Source organism: Burkholderia sp. IT-111MI5, from assembly GCF_949752865.1.
GTDB lineage: Bacteria > Pseudomonadota > Gammaproteobacteria > Burkholderiales > Burkholderiaceae > Burkholderia > Burkholderia pyrrocinia_C.
Genome location: NZ_CATKIF010000033.1, coordinates 249,513 through 266,396, shown reverse-complemented (window position 1 = coordinate 266,396; position 16,884 = coordinate 249,513). Strand labels below are relative to the sequence as shown.

Here is a 16,884-nt window from a genome sequence, read left to right as displayed (position 1 = left end):
ACCGGTGCATCGCAGCCGGATTTGCGCTCGCTGTCGAGCGCCTGCCTGCCCCGGATCGCATAGTCTGCATATCCCTCCTTCGAGTGCTGGCATGTATCGGAGCCCTCGGTCTCGGCGTAGGATTGCAATTGCAACGATTGCAGTTGCAATGATAACCGGATGACAAGGACCGACATGACATCGACGCACTCCCTCACGTTCTATACGGCCGACACGCCGAACGGGCACAAGATCGCGATCTATCTGGAAGAGGCGGGGCTCGCGCACGACCTTGTGCACGTGAACCTGTCCGCCGGCGAGCAGCGCAGCCCGGCGTTTCTCGCGATCAACCCGAACGGCAAGATTCCGGCCATCGTCGACCACGACACCGGGCTGGCCGTGTTCGAATCCGGCGCGATCCTCGGCTATCTCGCCGCGAAGACGGGCTGTCTGCATCCCGAAACGCTGGCCGAGCGTACGGCGGTCCAGCAATGGCTGCACTTCCAGATCGGCGGGATCGGGCCGATGCTCGGCCAGCTCTGGTGGTTCCTGCATGCATCGAAGACGGTCAATGCGGAAGCGATCGCTCGCTACCGGAACGAAGCGCGGCGCCTCTATGGGGTCGTGAACGGCCGATTGTCGGAATCGGCGTATCTCGCATCGTCGCGATACTCGATCGCCGACATCGCCGCGTTTCCGTGGCTGCGCTCGGCGGCCGAACTCGATCTCGACGTTGCCGATTACCCGCACGTCGAGCGCTGGCTCGCCGACATCGCCGCACGCCCGGCCGTTCAGCGAGGCCTGGACGCCTGCCGCGCGCCGGCCGCAGCGCCGGCGCACTGACGGATGCTGCGCCCGCGCCGCACGGGCGGCGCGGGAACCAGCCGCCCGCCCGCCGGGAAACTTTGTTCTCCTTCGTCGTAAACGTCTCGCCGGGCTGTCGGGCTGGTCGATCAGCCGGTGGGTGACCGACCTCGGGCGTTCGTTCCTGACGCCGATACAGGCGATGATCCGGTGGGCCGACGAACATCATCGCGCGATCCGCGCCGCGTGCCGAGGAGATGCGCGCGCCGTTCTTTCGCTTGTCGGGCTGTTGCGGACGAAGCGCGATGCGGTGACGCATGTTCGATGCATTGGTATCGACATCGCATGATTTCGTTATCCGAATGATTTGGTCGGAATGGACGGCTTGACGATGCTTTGCCGTATTCGTCGCGAATGCTGCGATGCGCTTGCAACACGGCGCCCGGAGAATGGACCTGGCATCGGGGCGACCGAAACATTCGGTCGTCTAATTGCGCGGCATGCGATGCGCACGATAAGAGAGTGGCAGGAATTCGGTCGATGCACGATGACGCGCCTGAGATCGGCGGGCATGTTGCATGTCGACGTTGCCTGATTGGACGCCCGGGCATCGGCTTTGGCGGTCGGGATCGTTCCAGGGAAAGGGCGAGCGTCGCAGCAGAGTCGCGAGTGCGCCTGTCGGGCACCCATGAATCCGGAGCCGAACGGCGCGGGTTCGCAAGCCGTCCGGCTCCGGGTCCGGGCGCGCCACGGGCCGGAGCCGCGCAACCGCCTATCGCCACGAACCGTCGACGTAGACCCACACCTGCCCCTGGCGACGCCAGTAGCCGGGCACCCAGCGACGCCCGGGGCGCCGTGCGACCCAGCGACCGGATACCCATATATAGCGGCCGCGCTGCCAGCGCCAGTAACCGTCGGTCCATATATAGCCGTGCGGCCGTGGCGGCGGCGGGCGGCGGTCGTGCCGGGCCGCCGGCGGCCCGAAGCCCGGGCGGTCGTCATAAGGCGGCCCGCCGGGCACGCGGTTCGGGCCGGACGGCCGGTACACCGGCGGTGCGGGCTGGGCCGAGGCGGCGCGGAGCCAGCCGGTGCCGACGAAGGCGGCGGTCAATCCGATGGCGCGCAGCAACGAGCGTCGATTCATGGCGTGTCCCTGTTCTGTATTGGAGGTTGCCTCACATTAGCGTGCCGGTACGCCGGCCGGGTTACGCGGGCGGTTAAGGCTGTTACCGCGTGTCACGGCACACGGTTGGGCGGCCCAGCCGGTGGAGATCGACCTTCCCGTTTCTGCGGACTGACAGGCGGACACCGCCCGCTGCACGGGCGTCGCTCCCTGTTTACTGGTCGACCGACACGTTTTAGACGATCGAAGCTCGGCATTTGAGGCTGGAATGGGTAAAAATTGCTGATTTCGGGGTTTCGGTCGAACCTGTTTGTTGTTTCTATGCAACCGTCAAGACGGCGACATGAAAGAATGGTGCGATGAAAGCCTCCAAAAAGCCCCCGTCAAGAAGTCAAAAACAGACATCAAAACAAATACTTATAATGTTTCCCCACTTTCATTATTTCTAGTTCTGGAAAAGCTTATTTCTTTATTTGCGGATCGCGCCCCTAGGGTACACCCCTAAACTCACGGTTCCCAAACGGGCAACTATCCGGGCGCGGCCAGCAGGACCGATGGCGTTCCCGGGCGGTTGAGACCGTTTATGAAACAAGGTCGCGAGACCTGCCTCTTTTTAGAAGGGAGCTCCACGAATGAACAAGACTCTGATCGTTGCAGCAGCTGCAGCATCGTTCGCTACCGTCGCTCACGCGCAAAGCAGCGTCACGCTGTACGGCGTGCTGGACGCAGGCATCACCTACACGAGCAACGTCCAGCCGGCACTCGGCCAAGCTGGCAAGTCGCGTTGGGCGATGGGTTCGGGCATTGACCAGAGCCGTTTCGGCCTGCGTGGCTCGGAAGACCTTGGTGGCGGCCTGAAGGCAATCTTCACGTTGGAAAGCGGCTTCAACATCGGTAACGGCAAGTTCGCGAACGGCAACGGCGGCATGTTCAACCGTCAAGCTTTCGTCGGCCTGTCGAGCCAGTACGGCACGGTCACGCTGGGTAAGCAGTATGACGCAACGCAAGACTACCTGGCGCCGCTGACGGCAACGGGCTCGTGGGGCGGCACGTACTTCGCGCACCCGCTGAACCTCGACCGTCTGAGCACGAACGGCGATGTCGCACAGAACAACACGATCAAGTTCACGAGCGCGAACTACGCTGGTCTGCAATTCGGCGGCACGTACTCGTTCTCGAACAACACGAACTTCGGCAACAACCGTGCGTACAGCGCGGGTGCTGCATATCAGTTCCAAGGTCTGAAGCTGGCTGCTGCATACTCGCAAGCGAACCTGGGTGACGGTACGAACGCAAACGGCGCAACGTCGTCGGCGATCGGTGGCATCGCTTCCCAAGGCCGCGTCCGCACGTACGGTGCTGCTGCTGGCTACGCATTCGGCCCGGCACAAGTCGGCGCTGCATGGACGCAAGCGCGTCTCGACAACAACGCAGTTGGTCTGGGCACGCTGCGCACCGACAACTACGAAGTCAACGCGAAGTACAACCTGACGCCGGCTCTCGGCCTGGGCGCTGCTTACACGTACACGAACGCGAAGATCAACAACGGCAGCACGCACTGGAACCAGTTCGGCCTGCAAGCTGACTACGCACTGTCGAAGCGCACGGACGTCTACGCACAAGCTGTGTACCAGCGTGCAGCGAAGAACGGCATCGGCGCGTCGATCTACAACGGCAACAGCTTCGCCGACAACCTGCCGAGCTCGTCGATCAACCAAACCGCAGCAACGGTTGGTCTGCGTCACCGCTTCTAAGCGTGACGGCGGGGTAACCCGCTTCGCAGCATCGAAAAAGGCGCCTTCGGGCGCCTTTTTTTCGTCTGCGGAATGTGATGTCGACGATTCGCATCGTCCGGATGCAAAAAAGCGAGGCCTGTGCCTCGCTTTTTTCGTTGTGCGCGGTTACGGCGCGGTGCCGGCGGCTGATGGCTCAGCGCGTGTATTCGCCGTTGGCTTCCGGCTGGAACACGATCGCGGCGACCTTCATCAGCTTTTCGGCGCCGCTCGGCTGCATCACCTTGACCATCTGGCCGCGCTGCGTACCCAGCAGCGCCATGCCGACGGGCGAGAAGACGTTCAGGCGGCCGAGTTCGAGATTGGCGGCGTCCGGATAAACAATCGTCCAGGTGGCCTGTTCCTGGGTCGCTTCGTCGAGCAGCGTGATTTGCGAGTTCATCGTGACGACGTTCGCCTTGATGGCGTCGGGCTGGACGATATCGGCGCGTTCGAGCAGCGTGTCGAGCATCGTCTGGAATCGCGGGTTGTGTTCGGCGTGCTTCTCGAGGCGAGCGACGTCGAGTTCAGTCAACTGGTAAAGGCGTTGTTTCATGGCAGTTCTCCAAATGATCGGCAGGGGCAGGCGTGGCGTGCCTATGAGGATCGCCCGGAGCCTGTCTGACCTGGCTCCGGGAGGAGACCGAGCAGTCAGATCAGGCGCCGGGCAGGGGCGAGCGGCGCCTGGGCCGTGCGTCGAGCGAGTGGATGCGCCGGATGGCCGGCGCGCGCGCGCGCGCCGGCCGGGCCGGACAGCGAAACCGAGAGGGGCGTGAGCGCGTACATGGTGGATGGAATATCGAATCGACTGGCGAATAAAACCTTACGATTTTACAACACAACCTTCAGGATATGTGATCTGGCTGTTGGCGTTTCGTCAGCGATTGTTGTGCGGATGAAGCAAGTGGCGATGCCCTGGTCCATAAACAGTGGGCGATATTTTCCAAAATCGCAACGCTGTATGTTCAAACCAAGGGTTTTCCCTTGAGGCGGCGAGAACTACACTGGATCCAATCGCTTCAGACAGTCCTGCCGAGGCGACGTCAAAACAGAACATATTCCGGAGGTAAATCATGAAGTCGATCATCTACGCAGCCATCGCCGCATCCGTCCTTGCCGCCCCGATCGCATCGTTTGCACAGTCCGACCAAGGGCTGACCCGTGACCAGGTCAAGGCCGAACTCGTGCAACTCGAACAGAACGGCTACAAACCGCTGGCGAGCGATTCGCAATATCCGAGCGATATCCAGGCCGCCGAACAACGGATCCAGCCGAACCAGCCGATGCTCGCGCAGGCCGATACGAGCGGCTACGGTGCGGTGGCGACGGGTGCCGGACAAACTGGCCGTCGCATGACGCGGGAAGCACCGAACCCCGTGAACTCGGTCTACTTCGGCAACTAAGCGAACGTCCCCGGTCTGCCCGAGCGCACCACTTAATCGACGAGACGCGCGCCGTCCGCGCGCGTCGTTCGCCCGCAGGAGCAGAACCTCCGTCGCCGCATTCCGGCGGCTTTCCGCCCAGACGCTTACGCGTTTGGGCCTTTTTTGCTGGAGCGGGTCAGACGGACGTAACCGAGGGCGTGCCGTGGATGTAGTGTTCGAGCTGGCTGATCGTGAACTGCTGATCGGCAATCACGCTCTTCACGAGGTCGCCGATCGAGATGAGGCCGATCAGCTTGCCGCCGTCGAGGACGGGCAGGTGGCGCATCCGGTGCTCGGTCATCAGCGCCATGCACTCGTCGGTGGATTGCGACGGCTCGACGTAGCGCACCTTCGCCGTCATGATTTCCTCGACGCGGGTGGCTTTCGATGAACGGTCCTGCAGGACGATCTTGCGCGCATAGTCGCGCTCGGTGACGATGCCTGCGATGTCGTCGCCGTCCACGACCAGCAAAGCGCCGATGCCCTTTTCCGCCATCAGCTTGATGGCGTCGTAGACGAGGTCGTTCTTCTTGACGGTGTAGATGGTTCGGCCCGAATCCGGCTTGGCCTTGAGAATCTGCGCGACAGTCGTGCTCATTCGCTTTCTCCGTGTGCAGGTCGATGCAGGGAAGGCAGGCGTGATGCGCGTCACCCGATGGGCCCAGTATAGCCGGGCAGGCGGCGGCAGTCGCGTGACGTTTCCAGATTAGCGGTAAACTCCCGTCACGCACTATCCACACAACTCCTACATTCCTGAACGTTTCGATTGAATTCATGATGTCTTTGCGTCCCCAATCGCCCACGCCGGGCAATGGCCAGGCCGACGAGTGCGTGACGCTCGTCGCCACTGCGTCGCTGCCTACGCGCTACGGTACGTTCACGTCATACGCATTCCGCGTATCGGGCAGCGATGCCGAACATCTCGCGCTCGTGATGGGCGACGTGACCGGCGAGCAGTCCGTGCTGACGCGACTGCATTCCGAATGCCTGACTGGCGACGTGTTCGGCTCGTACCGCTGCGATTGCGGCGAGCAGCTCGATCTCGCGTTGCGCTACATTGCGGCCGAAGACCGCGGCGTGCTGCTGTATCTGCGTGGCCATGAGGGGCGCGGGATCGGCCTGAGCAACAAGATTCGCGCATACGCGTTGCAGGAGCAGGGGCGCGATACCGTCGAGGCGAACCTCGACCTCGGCCTGCCCGACGACGCTCGCGAATACGACTCGGCCGCCGCGATCCTCCGGATCCTCGGCGTGACGTCGGTGCGCCTGATGAGCAACAACCCGAAGAAGTTCGACACGCTCGCGAAGCACGGCATTCCCGTCTGTGAACGCGTGGCGCTCGCGGTGCCCGTGCGCGAGGAAAACGAGCGTTATATCCGTACGAAGCAGACGAAGTTCGGGCATTACTTCGAGGAAAACGAATAGCGAAAATTTCGGACCTGTCCGAGGTTGTCTGAGTCGATCCGATAAAATCCATAAGTCACTGAATTTTAAGTGAAAACGTAGGTGTCCCCCCACTTCGGTTGATGCATCTACGTTTGTCTCCGCGTGTCTAAACTTAGTCCTTCGGCGTAGGTTTTCACGACGTTGTGCAGAAAACCTACGCCGAGTATGCTTCTCTCGAAGAAACCTACGCCGAGGGAAGAATGCGCTTTGATGCACGTGCCGCGGCCAAACTGCCGAGCGGCGAGCACATGACATTTGAGGGGTTTCCGGGATTACGCCTCCAGGCTTCGACGAGCCGCAAGTCGTGGACGTATCGTTACAAGTCTCCGGTCGACGGCCGCATGCGGCAGGTGAAGCTCGGTGAATGGCCTGCGATGGTATTTACCGCAGCGATCGCTGCGTGGGAAAGGAACCGCGTCGAGCGCGATTCAGGCGCCGAACTTTCCGCATTACGTCGAAAGCGGGAAAGGGCGGCTGCGCGGTCGTCACCGGCCGACTACACCGTCAGGCAGCTGTGCCGGGACTATTTAGAAGGGTACGTAGAAGTAAATCGGAAGACAAAGGGAGCGGTCGAGGTCGCACGTATATTCAAGGCGATGTTGGGGCCTATTGCGGATGTGAGTGCGGCGACTATCACACGCGCTCAGGCATTCGATTTCCTCGAGTCATATCGGTCGACGCCGATGCTTGCGGGGCGCCTTCGCATGGAGCTTAGTAGCGCCTGGCATTATGCGCTTGATGCCGGGCGTCTTCCCGAAAACACCGCGAATTGGTGGAGGGAGGTTCTAAGGGGGCGATTGAAGAGCAAAGGGCGCAAGGTCGAGGGGAAGTACACGGGGACACAGAAACGGGTGCTCTCGATAGACGAACTCGGTACATTGATCCGGTGGTTGCCGAACTTTAGTTTGACTGTTGCCGACGCGTTGACACTGTACCTTTGGACCGGCACGAGAGGCGGCGAGATCGTCGCCATGGAGAGCACTGAGATCGCGGAGGAGGCCGACGGTCTCTGGTGGACGATCCCGAAGCATAAGACTAAAGGGCTGCATAACGAGAGAGCAACGGATCTGCGCGTGCCGCTCATAGGGCGTGCTGAGGTCGTTGTGCGACGACGCCTCGATCAGGCCAAGGGAACCATTCTGTTTCCTTCGTCTCGCGGAACGTCGATGAACCAGACCGTGGTCCAGCACGGCGTCTACTATCATCAGCCATATTGCAAGATCGCTCCGAAGCATGACCGTCCGCGTGTGCCCGTCACGCATTGGTCAGCCCACGATCTCCGACGCACAACCAGGACACTACTTGCGACGCTGCGATGCCCGAATGAAATTGCCGAGGCAGTCCTCGGCCATGTACAGCCGGGCGTCGTTGGCATCTATAACCGTCACACCTACGACAGCGAGCGGCGCGAGTGGCTTACGCTACTGTCGCATCGTCTTGAGGAGATCGCTGCGACGTATCCCGTAAAGAAGTAGCTCGATGGCGCCGTTTGTTGTGGCCGGTGTTCGAGGAACGGAATAGGTCTCGCGTAGGGCGTTCTTCGGCCACAAGCTTTGACCTCGCGTAAGCCATGCGCCTCTCCGGCCGGACATCGTCCGGGGTTTAGGGAACTACTTTTCGCGAACCAGTTTCTGGATGCTCGCCTGAGCCAGAAATCTCCACGAGCAGCTATCAATTGCAGGGCCAGCAACAGCACAATGAGCAAGACGGGAGACTTTGTTCATTCCTGACGTTTGCTCGAACAGAGTTTTGGTCGTGCCTTAAGCGAAAGGGATCAATGCTAAGGGGCGAGACTGCAAGAATTCTTGACTCGGCTTCTTTTAGCAGAGGACTACTGCGGAACTTCGAGGAAAGCGATCGTCCGATCGATTTGCCACCAAACGAAATTTTATTCCTGTATGTGCGTTTGCCGCGCTTGACATTACGCATTAAATTCGGATGCGTGTAGTGAACTGAAAGTGTGCTGGGTCCACCATACCCCATCAATTCTCTGGGTGTTCATCTTGGCAATCCTTCCGCGCGGACAAGGAATCAACGGCAATAGACAAAGGAGAAGTTGCAATGAAGATCTGCTTCTCTCTGAAAGAAGTGGCGGAGGCACTCTCACTATCACCGGCGACGATACAAAAACTCGTACGCGAGAAAACCTTTCCTAAACCACGACTCCTATCGGGCCGGAGGGTAGGATGGCTCGCACATGAAGTTCAGAAGTGGGCTGACGCTCGTCCGGTTGCCGACCTGCTGCCTCCAGAGAATACGGGCGCGCGGAAGCGACAAGTTCCTTAAGACGATGGGCTATCCGCATGGATCGTCCGGTATCGTCGCTGGAAGGTCGCGTTCGCCTGGGGCGTCTTCGAGATCCTGATCGCGATGTTCTTCTATCAGCCATACCCGACGCATTACACGGGCACGCTGCCGTTCTGTCTCGGGCTATTCCTGATCTTCGGCGGTACGAACATGTTGGTGCTCGCGGCGCGCGTGCGGTGTATCGAGCGCAATCCGGCGTTCAACATGTCGCAGCGGTCCTCGTTGCTACCCGACGCCGATTCGGTTGCGCGAGCGAGCCAGTTCGACCGCTCCGAATGGGACGGGCCGCCGGCCGACCACGAGCGCGCGCTGACCGTGCACGTGTGGACGCCGATCGGTTCGTCGAAGGCGCAGCATCATCTGGTGGTCGACCGCTATATCGCGGCGGTCGATGTCAGCGGGACTATTTCGACAGGACACGCGGCTCTTGAATCGCCCGAAGGAATCTACATCAGCTTGTACCCGGCAGCCGAGATCGACCGCTTGCCGTCGGAGTTCGGCCGCATCCTGCGCGCGACGCGCGAGAACGACGTTCCCGGTATGTTTCAGCCGGACTATGCGACGGAGTCGACGGCTTGGTGTCCGTCGACGGTGCGCGTGCGGATCCGCAATTACGATCCGGCGAAGCTGCACGCGTTCTGGGAGCGCTACCGGGCGAATACGACGTACAACCTGACGCACCGGAACTGTTCGAGCACCGTTGGCTATGTGCTCGAGGCGGCGATCGATGGCGCGGTCGACCGGCTGCGCGGCGGCGGGACAGGGTGGGGTGGTTTTCTGCGTGTGCTCGTCACGCCGGAACTGTGGGTGGCCGCGCAGATTCGCAAGCGTGCGGCGACGATGGCGTGGACGCCGGGTCTCGCGCTCGACTACGCGCGCGCTCTCAGCATGCTTGCAGATCCGCGTCCGTTCGCGTGGTGGAAGGCCGCACGGGTTGCCGCGAACCGGCTGTCGCAGCAGCGGCGAGCATGGCGCGAGCAGGACGCGGGTGCTGCACAGTGACGCCGCATGGGGCAGCACTGCAATCGAACAGGAGAATGAGAATATGATGATCCGTCCACAGCTTGTGACGCTCGCGGTGTTGCTGGCCATATCGGTGGCGCGCGATGCGCATGCGGCACCCGACTGCGCGAATCCGCACGATGAACGGATGCGCGAACCGCGCATACGCGCGCGCGGACGCCGAGCTCAACAGTCGCTATCGCGCATTACAGAGCCGGCTGAAGGACGATCGCGACGGCGCGAGGAATCTGACTGACGCGCAGCGCGCATGGATCGCGTTTCGCGATGCCGAGTGCGCGTTCCAGACAATTCGCGTGGCTGGTGGATCGGCCGAACCGCTTGCGCGTGCCGCGTGCCTGGAGGAGGTGACGAAGTCACGGTCGGTGGCATTGCAACGCTATCTCGAATGCCGTGAAGGTGATACGAACTGCCCCGTCGCGGCGCCGTGATCACGCCGGGTGGGGGTTACCGACTGCGGTTATCGTCGCTTGTCGTTGTTCGGGCTGATAGCCGTAGTTGACGTGGCGTTACACCATAATATCGCTTGATTTGAGTAGTCAGATAGCTCTGGCTACCGAAACCGCAACTGAGCGCGATAGACAGAATGCTCACCGATGTATGACAAAGCAACCAACGTGCTCGTTCAAGGCGGCGTTCGATCACATATTGCATGGGTGTTTTGGCGAATCTTTCCTTGAACGCGATGATGGTGGCATGTTCGCTTAGGTCAGCGTGACGAGCGATATCCGCAAGGCTGATTGGTTGATCGAGCGATGCATTGATGAAGCGATTGAGAATCTGCTCGGATAACTGGTCCGCGAATTGACCGAAGTCGAGGGCGGTGGCGCCAACAGCGTTCGGGTTTCTACGATAGGTCTCGCTCGGCGATTCGCCGAAGTGATTGCGATATGTGCGAACAAATCGGGGCGAGGGCGTGAAATTGTATGCACGCAAGGTATCAATAAAGCTTCGACAGCTGTCGAAGGTGAGTGCGCGATTGACGCAACGCAGGCGCGCTTCGTAAAAAATGCTGTCCGAGCCTTTGCTGGTCCAACGGCGTATCCCATTCTCCAGTACCTGGGTGGCGCAACCGAGAGCGTGCGCGATTGCGCCCAAGGTCCGCCAGCGTATCGGGTCGGATTCGATCATGGCGATTGCGGAGCGGACCACGTGTTCGGGCGCGTAGCGGCCATTTGCAAGCAACTCACTGTAGTTGCTCGCGTGTCCGTGTATGACGAGCTTCAACATATGTTCGTACAACGCGCGCACGGCCGTGTCGGGTAGCGGACTCATCGACATCATCTGGCGCATGCAGCTTGCGGCGATGTTCCACTGAGACGCGATATCAGGTTGGACGGGACGTAAATCGAATCGAATCGGTTGTGTCAGGGGGCGTCCAATCCATTGAGCTAAAAAATCGTTGACGTGAATCGCGTCGAGGATGACCGATAGATGTCCGAAGCCTTCGGGTTTTGTCTTACATATCGAATTGCCGGTCGACGAAATGGGAATCATATCGCCGATCGTGCATTGGGCGATCGAATCGCTAGTCGAGTAGGTCGAACCGCCCCGTTCGCAGGAAAGGAACAGATAATTGGGGCGTGCTTCCTCGGAATGGAAGCTGAAGGGCATTTCGTAGTCGACATCATATATACCGATGCCCCGCCATTCTTGTCCGCCCATGTTGACGTCGCGTTTTTCGGCATGTTGTGCACGAAAGTGGTTGTCTGCATAGATTTTCTCAATGAAATCGGATACTTCTTCGGGGTCGTTGCTATGAAAGTGGTGAGTCTTGGCGTCGGATTCGCTCATGATTGCCTGTGCGTAGTGATTTGAATGCAGCGGCTACTTAGGCTGAAATGGACGTCGAAATGCCTGAGGGTTTACACGTGAAATGCGCATTCGTTGCCACGAGAACGGCCGCTTGCCGTGTTGCATTCCTTACGGATGAGTCAGGATTCGCGGCGATGTGCACCTTGCGAACGGCCTTTCCCTGGGCACCCGTACTTGAAATTAACGCTTAGGGACGATACTGGAAATCGCCCGCGTGGCGGCGTCGCTCGTCGTTTGTCACCCAAGGATTTCCGTCGGGGGGGCACGGTCAAACGCTGCTCATCGGTCTTTGTCCGGCGAGCGATTTCCGGCATTCGTCTGTGCGTTACATATGTAAACAAACCCCAGGAAGGGTTGCATTACATGATAGACGGCTGAACGGTCGGAGATAAGGTCATGGCGTCGTATACAAGGTATATCAGCAGAGAACTGGCCGGCTGGTTTGCGTCATATCGAGAAGGGTTTGAGTTCGGCTGCCTATCGCTGCTGTAGGCGGAAACCGACGGTGCCATGGGCTGGTTGTCTCGTAGCAGTGTCGATTGGGGGGGGCGCTTCATGCATGGGCCGACGACAGTGGGGCTGTGGTGGGGTCGCGCAGCGTTCAAAAGTTAGCGCCGGCGATGGTATGGGCGCCCGGCCTCGTCTTCGACCAGGCACGCCCTCTCCGCACGTCGGCCGATTGCAGGTGGACGACAGCGCACACGGTGACTATCCCGTTGTCGCAGCCGCGGCGTGCGTGGTGCGTGTAGGAAGTGGGTATGTCGAAATAGTCCGATAAAGCGCTTTGGAATTCGAATAAATGAAAATCGTGACGTTTGGCCCGTAGTCGCATAACGCTCGGAGCGCTTTTGAAGTTAGCCGATCGGGGCACCCGATACGGTGCAGGAGCCGTGTCTTTCCTATCAAAGTCACACTTTGTCGCGGTAAACGAGCTTCGGAATGTGCCAGTCGAAATAGATGGCCGACATGCGGAGGATGAATCCGAACCCGAGGCAAATCATGACAGACACGCGTTCGGATACCTGCAGATTCAACAGCACGAGATATCCTGTGCCGACCAGAAGTGAAATGCTGGCATACATTTCGCGCTTGAAGATGACTGGTACGTCTCCGCACAGAAGATCCCGCATTATTCCGCCCAGGCATCCTGTGATGATGCCGCTCAGTATCACGATGGTGGATGTCTGGCCGGTCTCCATCGCGATGTTGCAGCCGATCAGCGTGAAGGCGACGAGGCCGAGTGCATCGACGGTCAGAAAGACCGTGCGCAAGTAATGCAGCATGCTTCCGAGCATCGCGCCGATCAGCGCGGCGCCAGCCGTGAACCAGATGTATTCGGGATGCTGCACCCATCCGAGCGGGTAATGACCGAGCAGCATGTCGCGTACCGAGCCGCCACCCAACGCGGTCACGCATCCGACAAAACAGGCACCGAACAGATCCATGTCGCGGCGTCCGGCGGCCATGGTGCCGCTCACGGCTTCGGCAACGATGGCAATCAGGTAAACGGCATGTAGCATGAAACACCTCGCGGCTGGAGATTCCGTTTGTGGAGTCGATCGGCGTGCGAACAATGTGCCGGCCGACTCATTCGGTGCTGCTTCGCTCATTCGTTGAAGTCGCTCGAAAGCGCTGTAGCGGCTGCTGCGAACGCATCGTGCGACACGCGCGCGGCGATATCCGTGATGCCCGGCGCCGCTCAAGTGTGCGACGACAGGCTCATTCGGCGCAGGATGCCGTCACGCTGAACGAAATGGTGCCACAACGCCGCGCCGATGTGCAACGCTAGCACGGTATACAACAGATAGCCGAGCGCCATGTGGGCGGTGATCGTCAGATCGACCAGCCGCGCATGCTGGGGCACCAGTGCGGGGAATTCGAAGCCGAGCACCGGCATCGGGATGCGCATGCCTTTTGCATTCACGATCGCCCAGCCGATCAGGCATTCGGCAACTAGGAAAACGTAAAGGCCGATATGGACGGCGTGCGCGGTCCATCGCACCAGCGGGCTGTTGGCGTGCGGCGGCGGAACGCTGGGCCCCATGAGCCGCGCGATCACGCGCGGAATCACGAGAAACAGGATGGCCATCGCGGAACCGATGTGCACGACCATGGCGGAGCGCATCGACAGTAGCTCGGTGCGCACGCCGAGATGGCGCAGCTCCGCGGACAACACGACCAGCGTCATCAGGACGACGCCCATCCAGTGAAACAGCGCGGTGGCGCGGCTGTAGCGCGCCGCTTGCGGATGCGTATTCATTTTGAACCCCTATGGAAAGACCTAACGTGCCGGCATTCTCGGTAGATAGGCCAGTGGGCTCAATGTTTTTAATCCAAATCTAAAAGTGAGTTTCAGATTGCTTTGAGCTTCATTGATCGCATCAGGGTGGGCCGCAAGAATGCACGCAGTTCCGGCGAGGGGTGTGGCGCGTCGGGACACGAGTAACGCCGGCCGCGGATGAGCGGGCCGGCATATCCGGCTAGGTGACTGTTGCTTCCGGTTCGAACCGGGATCACGAAACAGAACCGATGCTTCAACCACCTTGAAAGGTACAAAGGAATACAAATGACAATTTCTCAAATCTCGTTGAAAAAGACGGTCAAGCGATCGCTGCCGGCATTGACGCTTGCTCATGTCGCCGCCGCCGCGCTGTTTGCGGCGCCTTCGATTTCGCATGCGCACGGCTATGTGGAGTCGCCGCCGGATCGTCCCTTGGCGTGCTTCAACGAGGGGGCAGAAAACCCGAAGTCGGACGGTTGTAAGGCAGCCAAGAGCATCAGCGGCTCCACCCCGTTCTATGACCGCATGTCCAATGCAATTCTCGGTGTGAAGGGCGACGCGGACCACCGGGCGATGATTCCGGACGGCCAGCTCTGTGCCGGCGGCAAGGACAGCTGGAAGGGCATTGACGCCGTTGCTAACTGGGCGGCCACGCCGGTCAAGCCGGACGCCAGCGGCAAGGTCACGCTGCGGTACAAGCAGACGGCCAAGCACTACACCACCTATTTCAAGACCTACATTTCGAAGCCTTCATACGATTTCTCGCGTCCGCTGAAATGGAGCGATCTCGAGGCACAGCCGATCGGCGAAGTGGGCACGCGCGGGCCGGAAGCCTATACGGAATATCCGCTCAACCTGAACGGCGTTTCCGGAAAGCGCGTGCTGTACACGATCTGGCAGCGCGATCCGAGCGATAACGCGGAGGGTTTCTATAGCTGTAGCGATATCGACGTCGTGGCGGCTAACGTGAACTGGATGCCGTCCGGGAAGATCGAGTTCGGCGGCGTGCAGAAGGCGGGCGACGAAGTCAAGCTGCGCGTGTTTGACAAGACGCGCGGCAACGACCTCGAATCCCACAGCATGACGATCGGCGCGAACAACGTGAATGCCTCGGACTGGATTTACGACCTGGCGAACCAGGTCAACGGGCGTTCGCAATACGTTCGGGTCGGCAAGCTGGGTACCGACGGCAAGACGATCGATCCGGTGCGCAGCGGGACCGAAAACGAGGTGTTCGGAAACGGCAAGGAGTATGCATACGCGCTCGAGGTCAAGAGCAACGGTGGCAGCGAGCAGCCGCCCGCAGTGGTGCCGCCGATCGCCAAGATTAGCGGCCCGGCCTCGATTCAGGGCGGTCAGCAAGTCACGCTGTCGGCGAACGGGTCGAGCGATCCGAGCGGTCTGCCGCTGACCTACGCATGGACGATGCCGTCGGACTTCAAGAGCGCACGCAACGGCTCGACCCTGACGTTCACGGCGCCGAAGGCGGAGCAGAACCGGAGCCTCGTGTTCACACTGGTCGTCAATAACGGCAAGACGACCGCGACCGCGACGCACACGTTGCTGGTCAAGGGCAGCGGTACCCCGGGCAATCCCGGAAATCCGGGCACGCCGGACAACCCGGGCAACCCGGGCAATCCGGGCAATCCGGGCAATCCGGGCAATCCGGGCAATCCGGGCAATGACGGCGGCGCGGGCAATTCCCCCGCCTACCAGGCCGGCTATGCCTACAAGGGCGGCGAGATCGTCACCAACAACGGCAAGCAGTACCAGTGCAAGGCGTACCCGGCCTCGGGCTGGTGCGGCCAGGCGCCGGCGGCTTACGAGCCGGGCAAGGGTTGGGCCTGGACCGACGCATGGACTGCCAAGTAACGCGCAGTCGCGCTGATTGCCGAACGGCATGACGCGTGCGACGGCGGAGGCGGCCGGTCACAGGCCGGCAGCCTCCGCCGTCGGTGCGCCAAGGAAGTTTTCAATCACGAAGGAACATCATGAATCGAAACGCTATTCGGTCCCGTCTGCGGGCCGCGCGAGGTTTCACCCTGCTGGAACTGCTGGTTGCGCTGCTGATTATCGCGCTGCTGGCCAGCTATGTGGGGCCGAAAGTCCTGTCCTATTCGGATCGGGCCAAGGTGCAGGCGGCACAGGCGCAAATGAAGTCGCTGGGCGACGCACTCGTGAAATACCGGCTCGATACCGGCCACTATCCGACCGCGGACCAGGGGCTCGAGGCGCTCGTGAAGCAGCCGGCCAACGTGGCATCGTGGCACGGCCCGTATCTGGCGAAGGATGTCCCGAACGATCCGTGGGGGCGCCCGTACCAATATCACGTGCCGGGCCGAGATTCCGACGCGGAAATCGTTTCGCTGGGCCGGGACGGGAAACTGGGAGGGGAAGGCTATGACGCGGATCTTGTTTACGGTCTGTAAGGGGGCGATCGTGCTCGCGATGCTTGCCGGAATCTGCACGTCTGCTCGTGCGGAATGTTGGTTCGATGCCGGGCAGCGACACGATATCGATCCGCTGTTGCTGTATTCGATCGCGAAGGTCGAGTCGTCACTGAATCCGACCGCGATCAACCGCAACCGGAACGGCACCTACGACATCGGCCTCATGCAGATCAACAGCACGCATTTGCCGCGTCTGAACAAGGCGGGCATTACGCGCGAGCAACTGCTCAACGATTCCTGTACGTCGGTCATGGCCGGCGCGCAGATTCTGTCCGAATTCATTTCTCGCCACGGCTATACGTGGGAAGCCGTCGGCGCATACAACGCGGGCAGCGCGCCGAATCGGCGCGAGCTGCGCCACCGGTACGCGAAGAAGGTGTGGCATCACTACACGAAACTGAAACAGGCTGCGCAGGCGCGCCGATCCGGCGCGGCGATGACCGTGGCCGGCAAGGGACACTGA

16 protein-coding genes and 2 pseudogenes are annotated in these 16,884 nt (G+C 60.6%); 12 read left to right on the top strand and 6 right to left on the bottom strand.

The genetic code is table 11. From position 1 onward, the window contains the following. Positions 1-174 precede the first annotated feature (174 nt). Positions 175-822, top strand: coding sequence for a glutathione S-transferase family protein (locus ACM6JT_RS23015; RefSeq protein WP_131946099.1), 648 nt, complete (start codon positions 175-177; stop codon positions 820-822). 121 nt (positions 823-943) lie between these two features. Next, positions 944-1,036: pseudogene (locus ACM6JT_RS23010) on the top strand (transcriptional regulator); the annotation flags it as partial. 519 nt (positions 1,037-1,555) lie between these two features. On the opposite strand, the gene ACM6JT_RS23005 reads toward ACM6JT_RS23010, so the two are convergent. Continuing rightward, positions 1,556-1,927, bottom strand: coding sequence for a YXWGXW repeat-containing protein (locus ACM6JT_RS23005; RefSeq protein ID WP_034180413.1), 372 nt, complete (start codon positions 1,925-1,927; stop codon positions 1,556-1,558). Between the two features lie 611 nt (positions 1,928-2,538). Between ACM6JT_RS23005 and ACM6JT_RS23000 the strand changes: the two genes are divergently transcribed. Then, positions 2,539-3,660 (top strand): porin, encoded by a 1,122-nt coding sequence (locus ACM6JT_RS23000; RefSeq protein ID WP_152857379.1) that lies wholly within the window; start codon positions 2,539-2,541, stop codon positions 3,658-3,660. 175 nt (positions 3,661-3,835) lie between these two features. Here the strand turns inward: ACM6JT_RS23000 and ACM6JT_RS22995 are convergent, their stop codons facing one another. Continuing rightward, positions 3,836-4,234: a GreA/GreB family elongation factor gene (locus tag ACM6JT_RS22995; protein WP_006486027.1), complete on the bottom strand. Its 399-nt coding sequence runs from the start codon at positions 4,232-4,234 to the stop codon at positions 3,836-3,838. 517 nt (positions 4,235-4,751) lie between these two features. Between ACM6JT_RS22995 and ACM6JT_RS22990 the strand changes: the two genes are divergently transcribed. After that, positions 4,752-5,081 (top strand): DUF4148 domain-containing protein, encoded by a 330-nt coding sequence (locus tag ACM6JT_RS22990; protein WP_034180411.1) that lies wholly within the window; start codon positions 4,752-4,754, stop codon positions 5,079-5,081. 157 nt (positions 5,082-5,238) lie between these two features. On the opposite strand, the gene ACM6JT_RS22985 is transcribed toward ACM6JT_RS22990, so the two are convergent. Continuing rightward, positions 5,239-5,700, bottom strand: a complete 462-nt coding sequence (locus ACM6JT_RS22985; RefSeq protein ID WP_034180410.1) for a CBS domain-containing protein — start codon at positions 5,698-5,700, stop codon at positions 5,239-5,241. A gap of 176 nt (positions 5,701-5,876) precedes the next feature. On the opposite strand from ACM6JT_RS22985, the gene ribA reads away from it, so the two are divergent. From ribA to ACM6JT_RS22960, 5 genes and pseudogenes are all read left to right on the top strand, one after another. After that, positions 5,877-6,527 carry a GTP cyclohydrolase II gene (gene ribA / locus ACM6JT_RS22980; RefSeq protein ID WP_034180409.1) on the top strand — a complete coding sequence of 217 codons (651 nt, stop codon included), beginning with the start codon at positions 5,877-5,879 and terminating at the stop codon, positions 6,525-6,527. Between the two features lie 221 nt (positions 6,528-6,748). Then, on the top strand, positions 6,749-8,023 hold the full coding sequence (locus ACM6JT_RS22975; protein WP_414857493.1) for a tyrosine-type recombinase/integrase: 1,275 nt from the start codon (positions 6,749-6,751) through the stop codon (positions 8,021-8,023). 586 nt (positions 8,024-8,609) lie between these two features. Then, on the top strand, positions 8,610-8,834 hold the full coding sequence (locus ACM6JT_RS22970; protein ID WP_175769492.1) for a helix-turn-helix transcriptional regulator: 225 nt from the start codon (positions 8,610-8,612) through the stop codon (positions 8,832-8,834). Positions 8,835-8,837: 3 nt separating this feature from the next. Then, positions 8,838-9,857 (top strand): annotated as a pseudogene (locus ACM6JT_RS22965) (DUF308 domain-containing protein); the annotation flags it as partial. Between the two features lie 110 nt (positions 9,858-9,967). After that, the gene (locus ACM6JT_RS22960; protein WP_244110355.1) at positions 9,968-10,306 is read left to right on the top strand and encodes a lysozyme inhibitor LprI family protein; all 339 of its coding nucleotides are present in this window, start codon (positions 9,968-9,970) and stop codon (positions 10,304-10,306) included. A gap of 16 nt (positions 10,307-10,322) precedes the next feature. Here the strand turns inward: ACM6JT_RS22960 and ACM6JT_RS22955 are convergent, their stop codons facing one another. The 3 genes from ACM6JT_RS22955 to ACM6JT_RS22945 all read right to left on the bottom strand — a co-directional run bounded on the left by ACM6JT_RS22955 (position 10,323) and on the right by ACM6JT_RS22945 (position 13,950). After that, on the bottom strand, positions 10,323-11,669 hold the full coding sequence (locus tag ACM6JT_RS22955; RefSeq protein ID WP_244110354.1) for a helix-turn-helix transcriptional regulator: 1,347 nt from the start codon (positions 11,667-11,669) through the stop codon (positions 10,323-10,325). A gap of 929 nt (positions 11,670-12,598) precedes the next feature. Beyond that, positions 12,599-13,210, bottom strand: coding sequence for a trimeric intracellular cation channel family protein (locus tag ACM6JT_RS22950; RefSeq protein ID WP_414857362.1), 612 nt, complete (start codon positions 13,208-13,210; stop codon positions 12,599-12,601). Between the two features lie 179 nt (positions 13,211-13,389). After that, the gene (locus tag ACM6JT_RS22945; RefSeq protein WP_175769490.1) at positions 13,390-13,950 is read right to left on the bottom strand and encodes a cytochrome b; all 561 of its coding nucleotides are present in this window, start codon (positions 13,948-13,950) and stop codon (positions 13,390-13,392) included. Positions 13,951-14,256: 306 nt separating this feature from the next. On the opposite strand from ACM6JT_RS22945, the gene ACM6JT_RS22940 reads away from it, so the two are divergent. The 3 genes from ACM6JT_RS22940 (at position 14,257) to ACM6JT_RS22930 (ending at position 16,884) form a co-directional block, all read left to right on the top strand. After that, positions 14,257-15,843, top strand: a complete 1,587-nt coding sequence (locus ACM6JT_RS22940; RefSeq protein ID WP_414857361.1) for a lytic polysaccharide monooxygenase — start codon at positions 14,257-14,259, stop codon at positions 15,841-15,843. Positions 15,844-15,962: 119 nt separating this feature from the next. Next, positions 15,963-16,400 (top strand): type II secretion system major pseudopilin GspG, encoded by a 438-nt coding sequence (gene gspG, locus ACM6JT_RS22935; RefSeq protein ID WP_175769486.1) that lies wholly within the window; start codon positions 15,963-15,965, stop codon positions 16,398-16,400. Beyond that, on the top strand, positions 16,372-16,884 hold the full coding sequence (locus ACM6JT_RS22930; protein WP_175769484.1) for a transglycosylase SLT domain-containing protein: 513 nt from the start codon (positions 16,372-16,374) through the stop codon (positions 16,882-16,884). Before gspG ends, ACM6JT_RS22930 begins: the two co-directional genes overlap by 29 nt.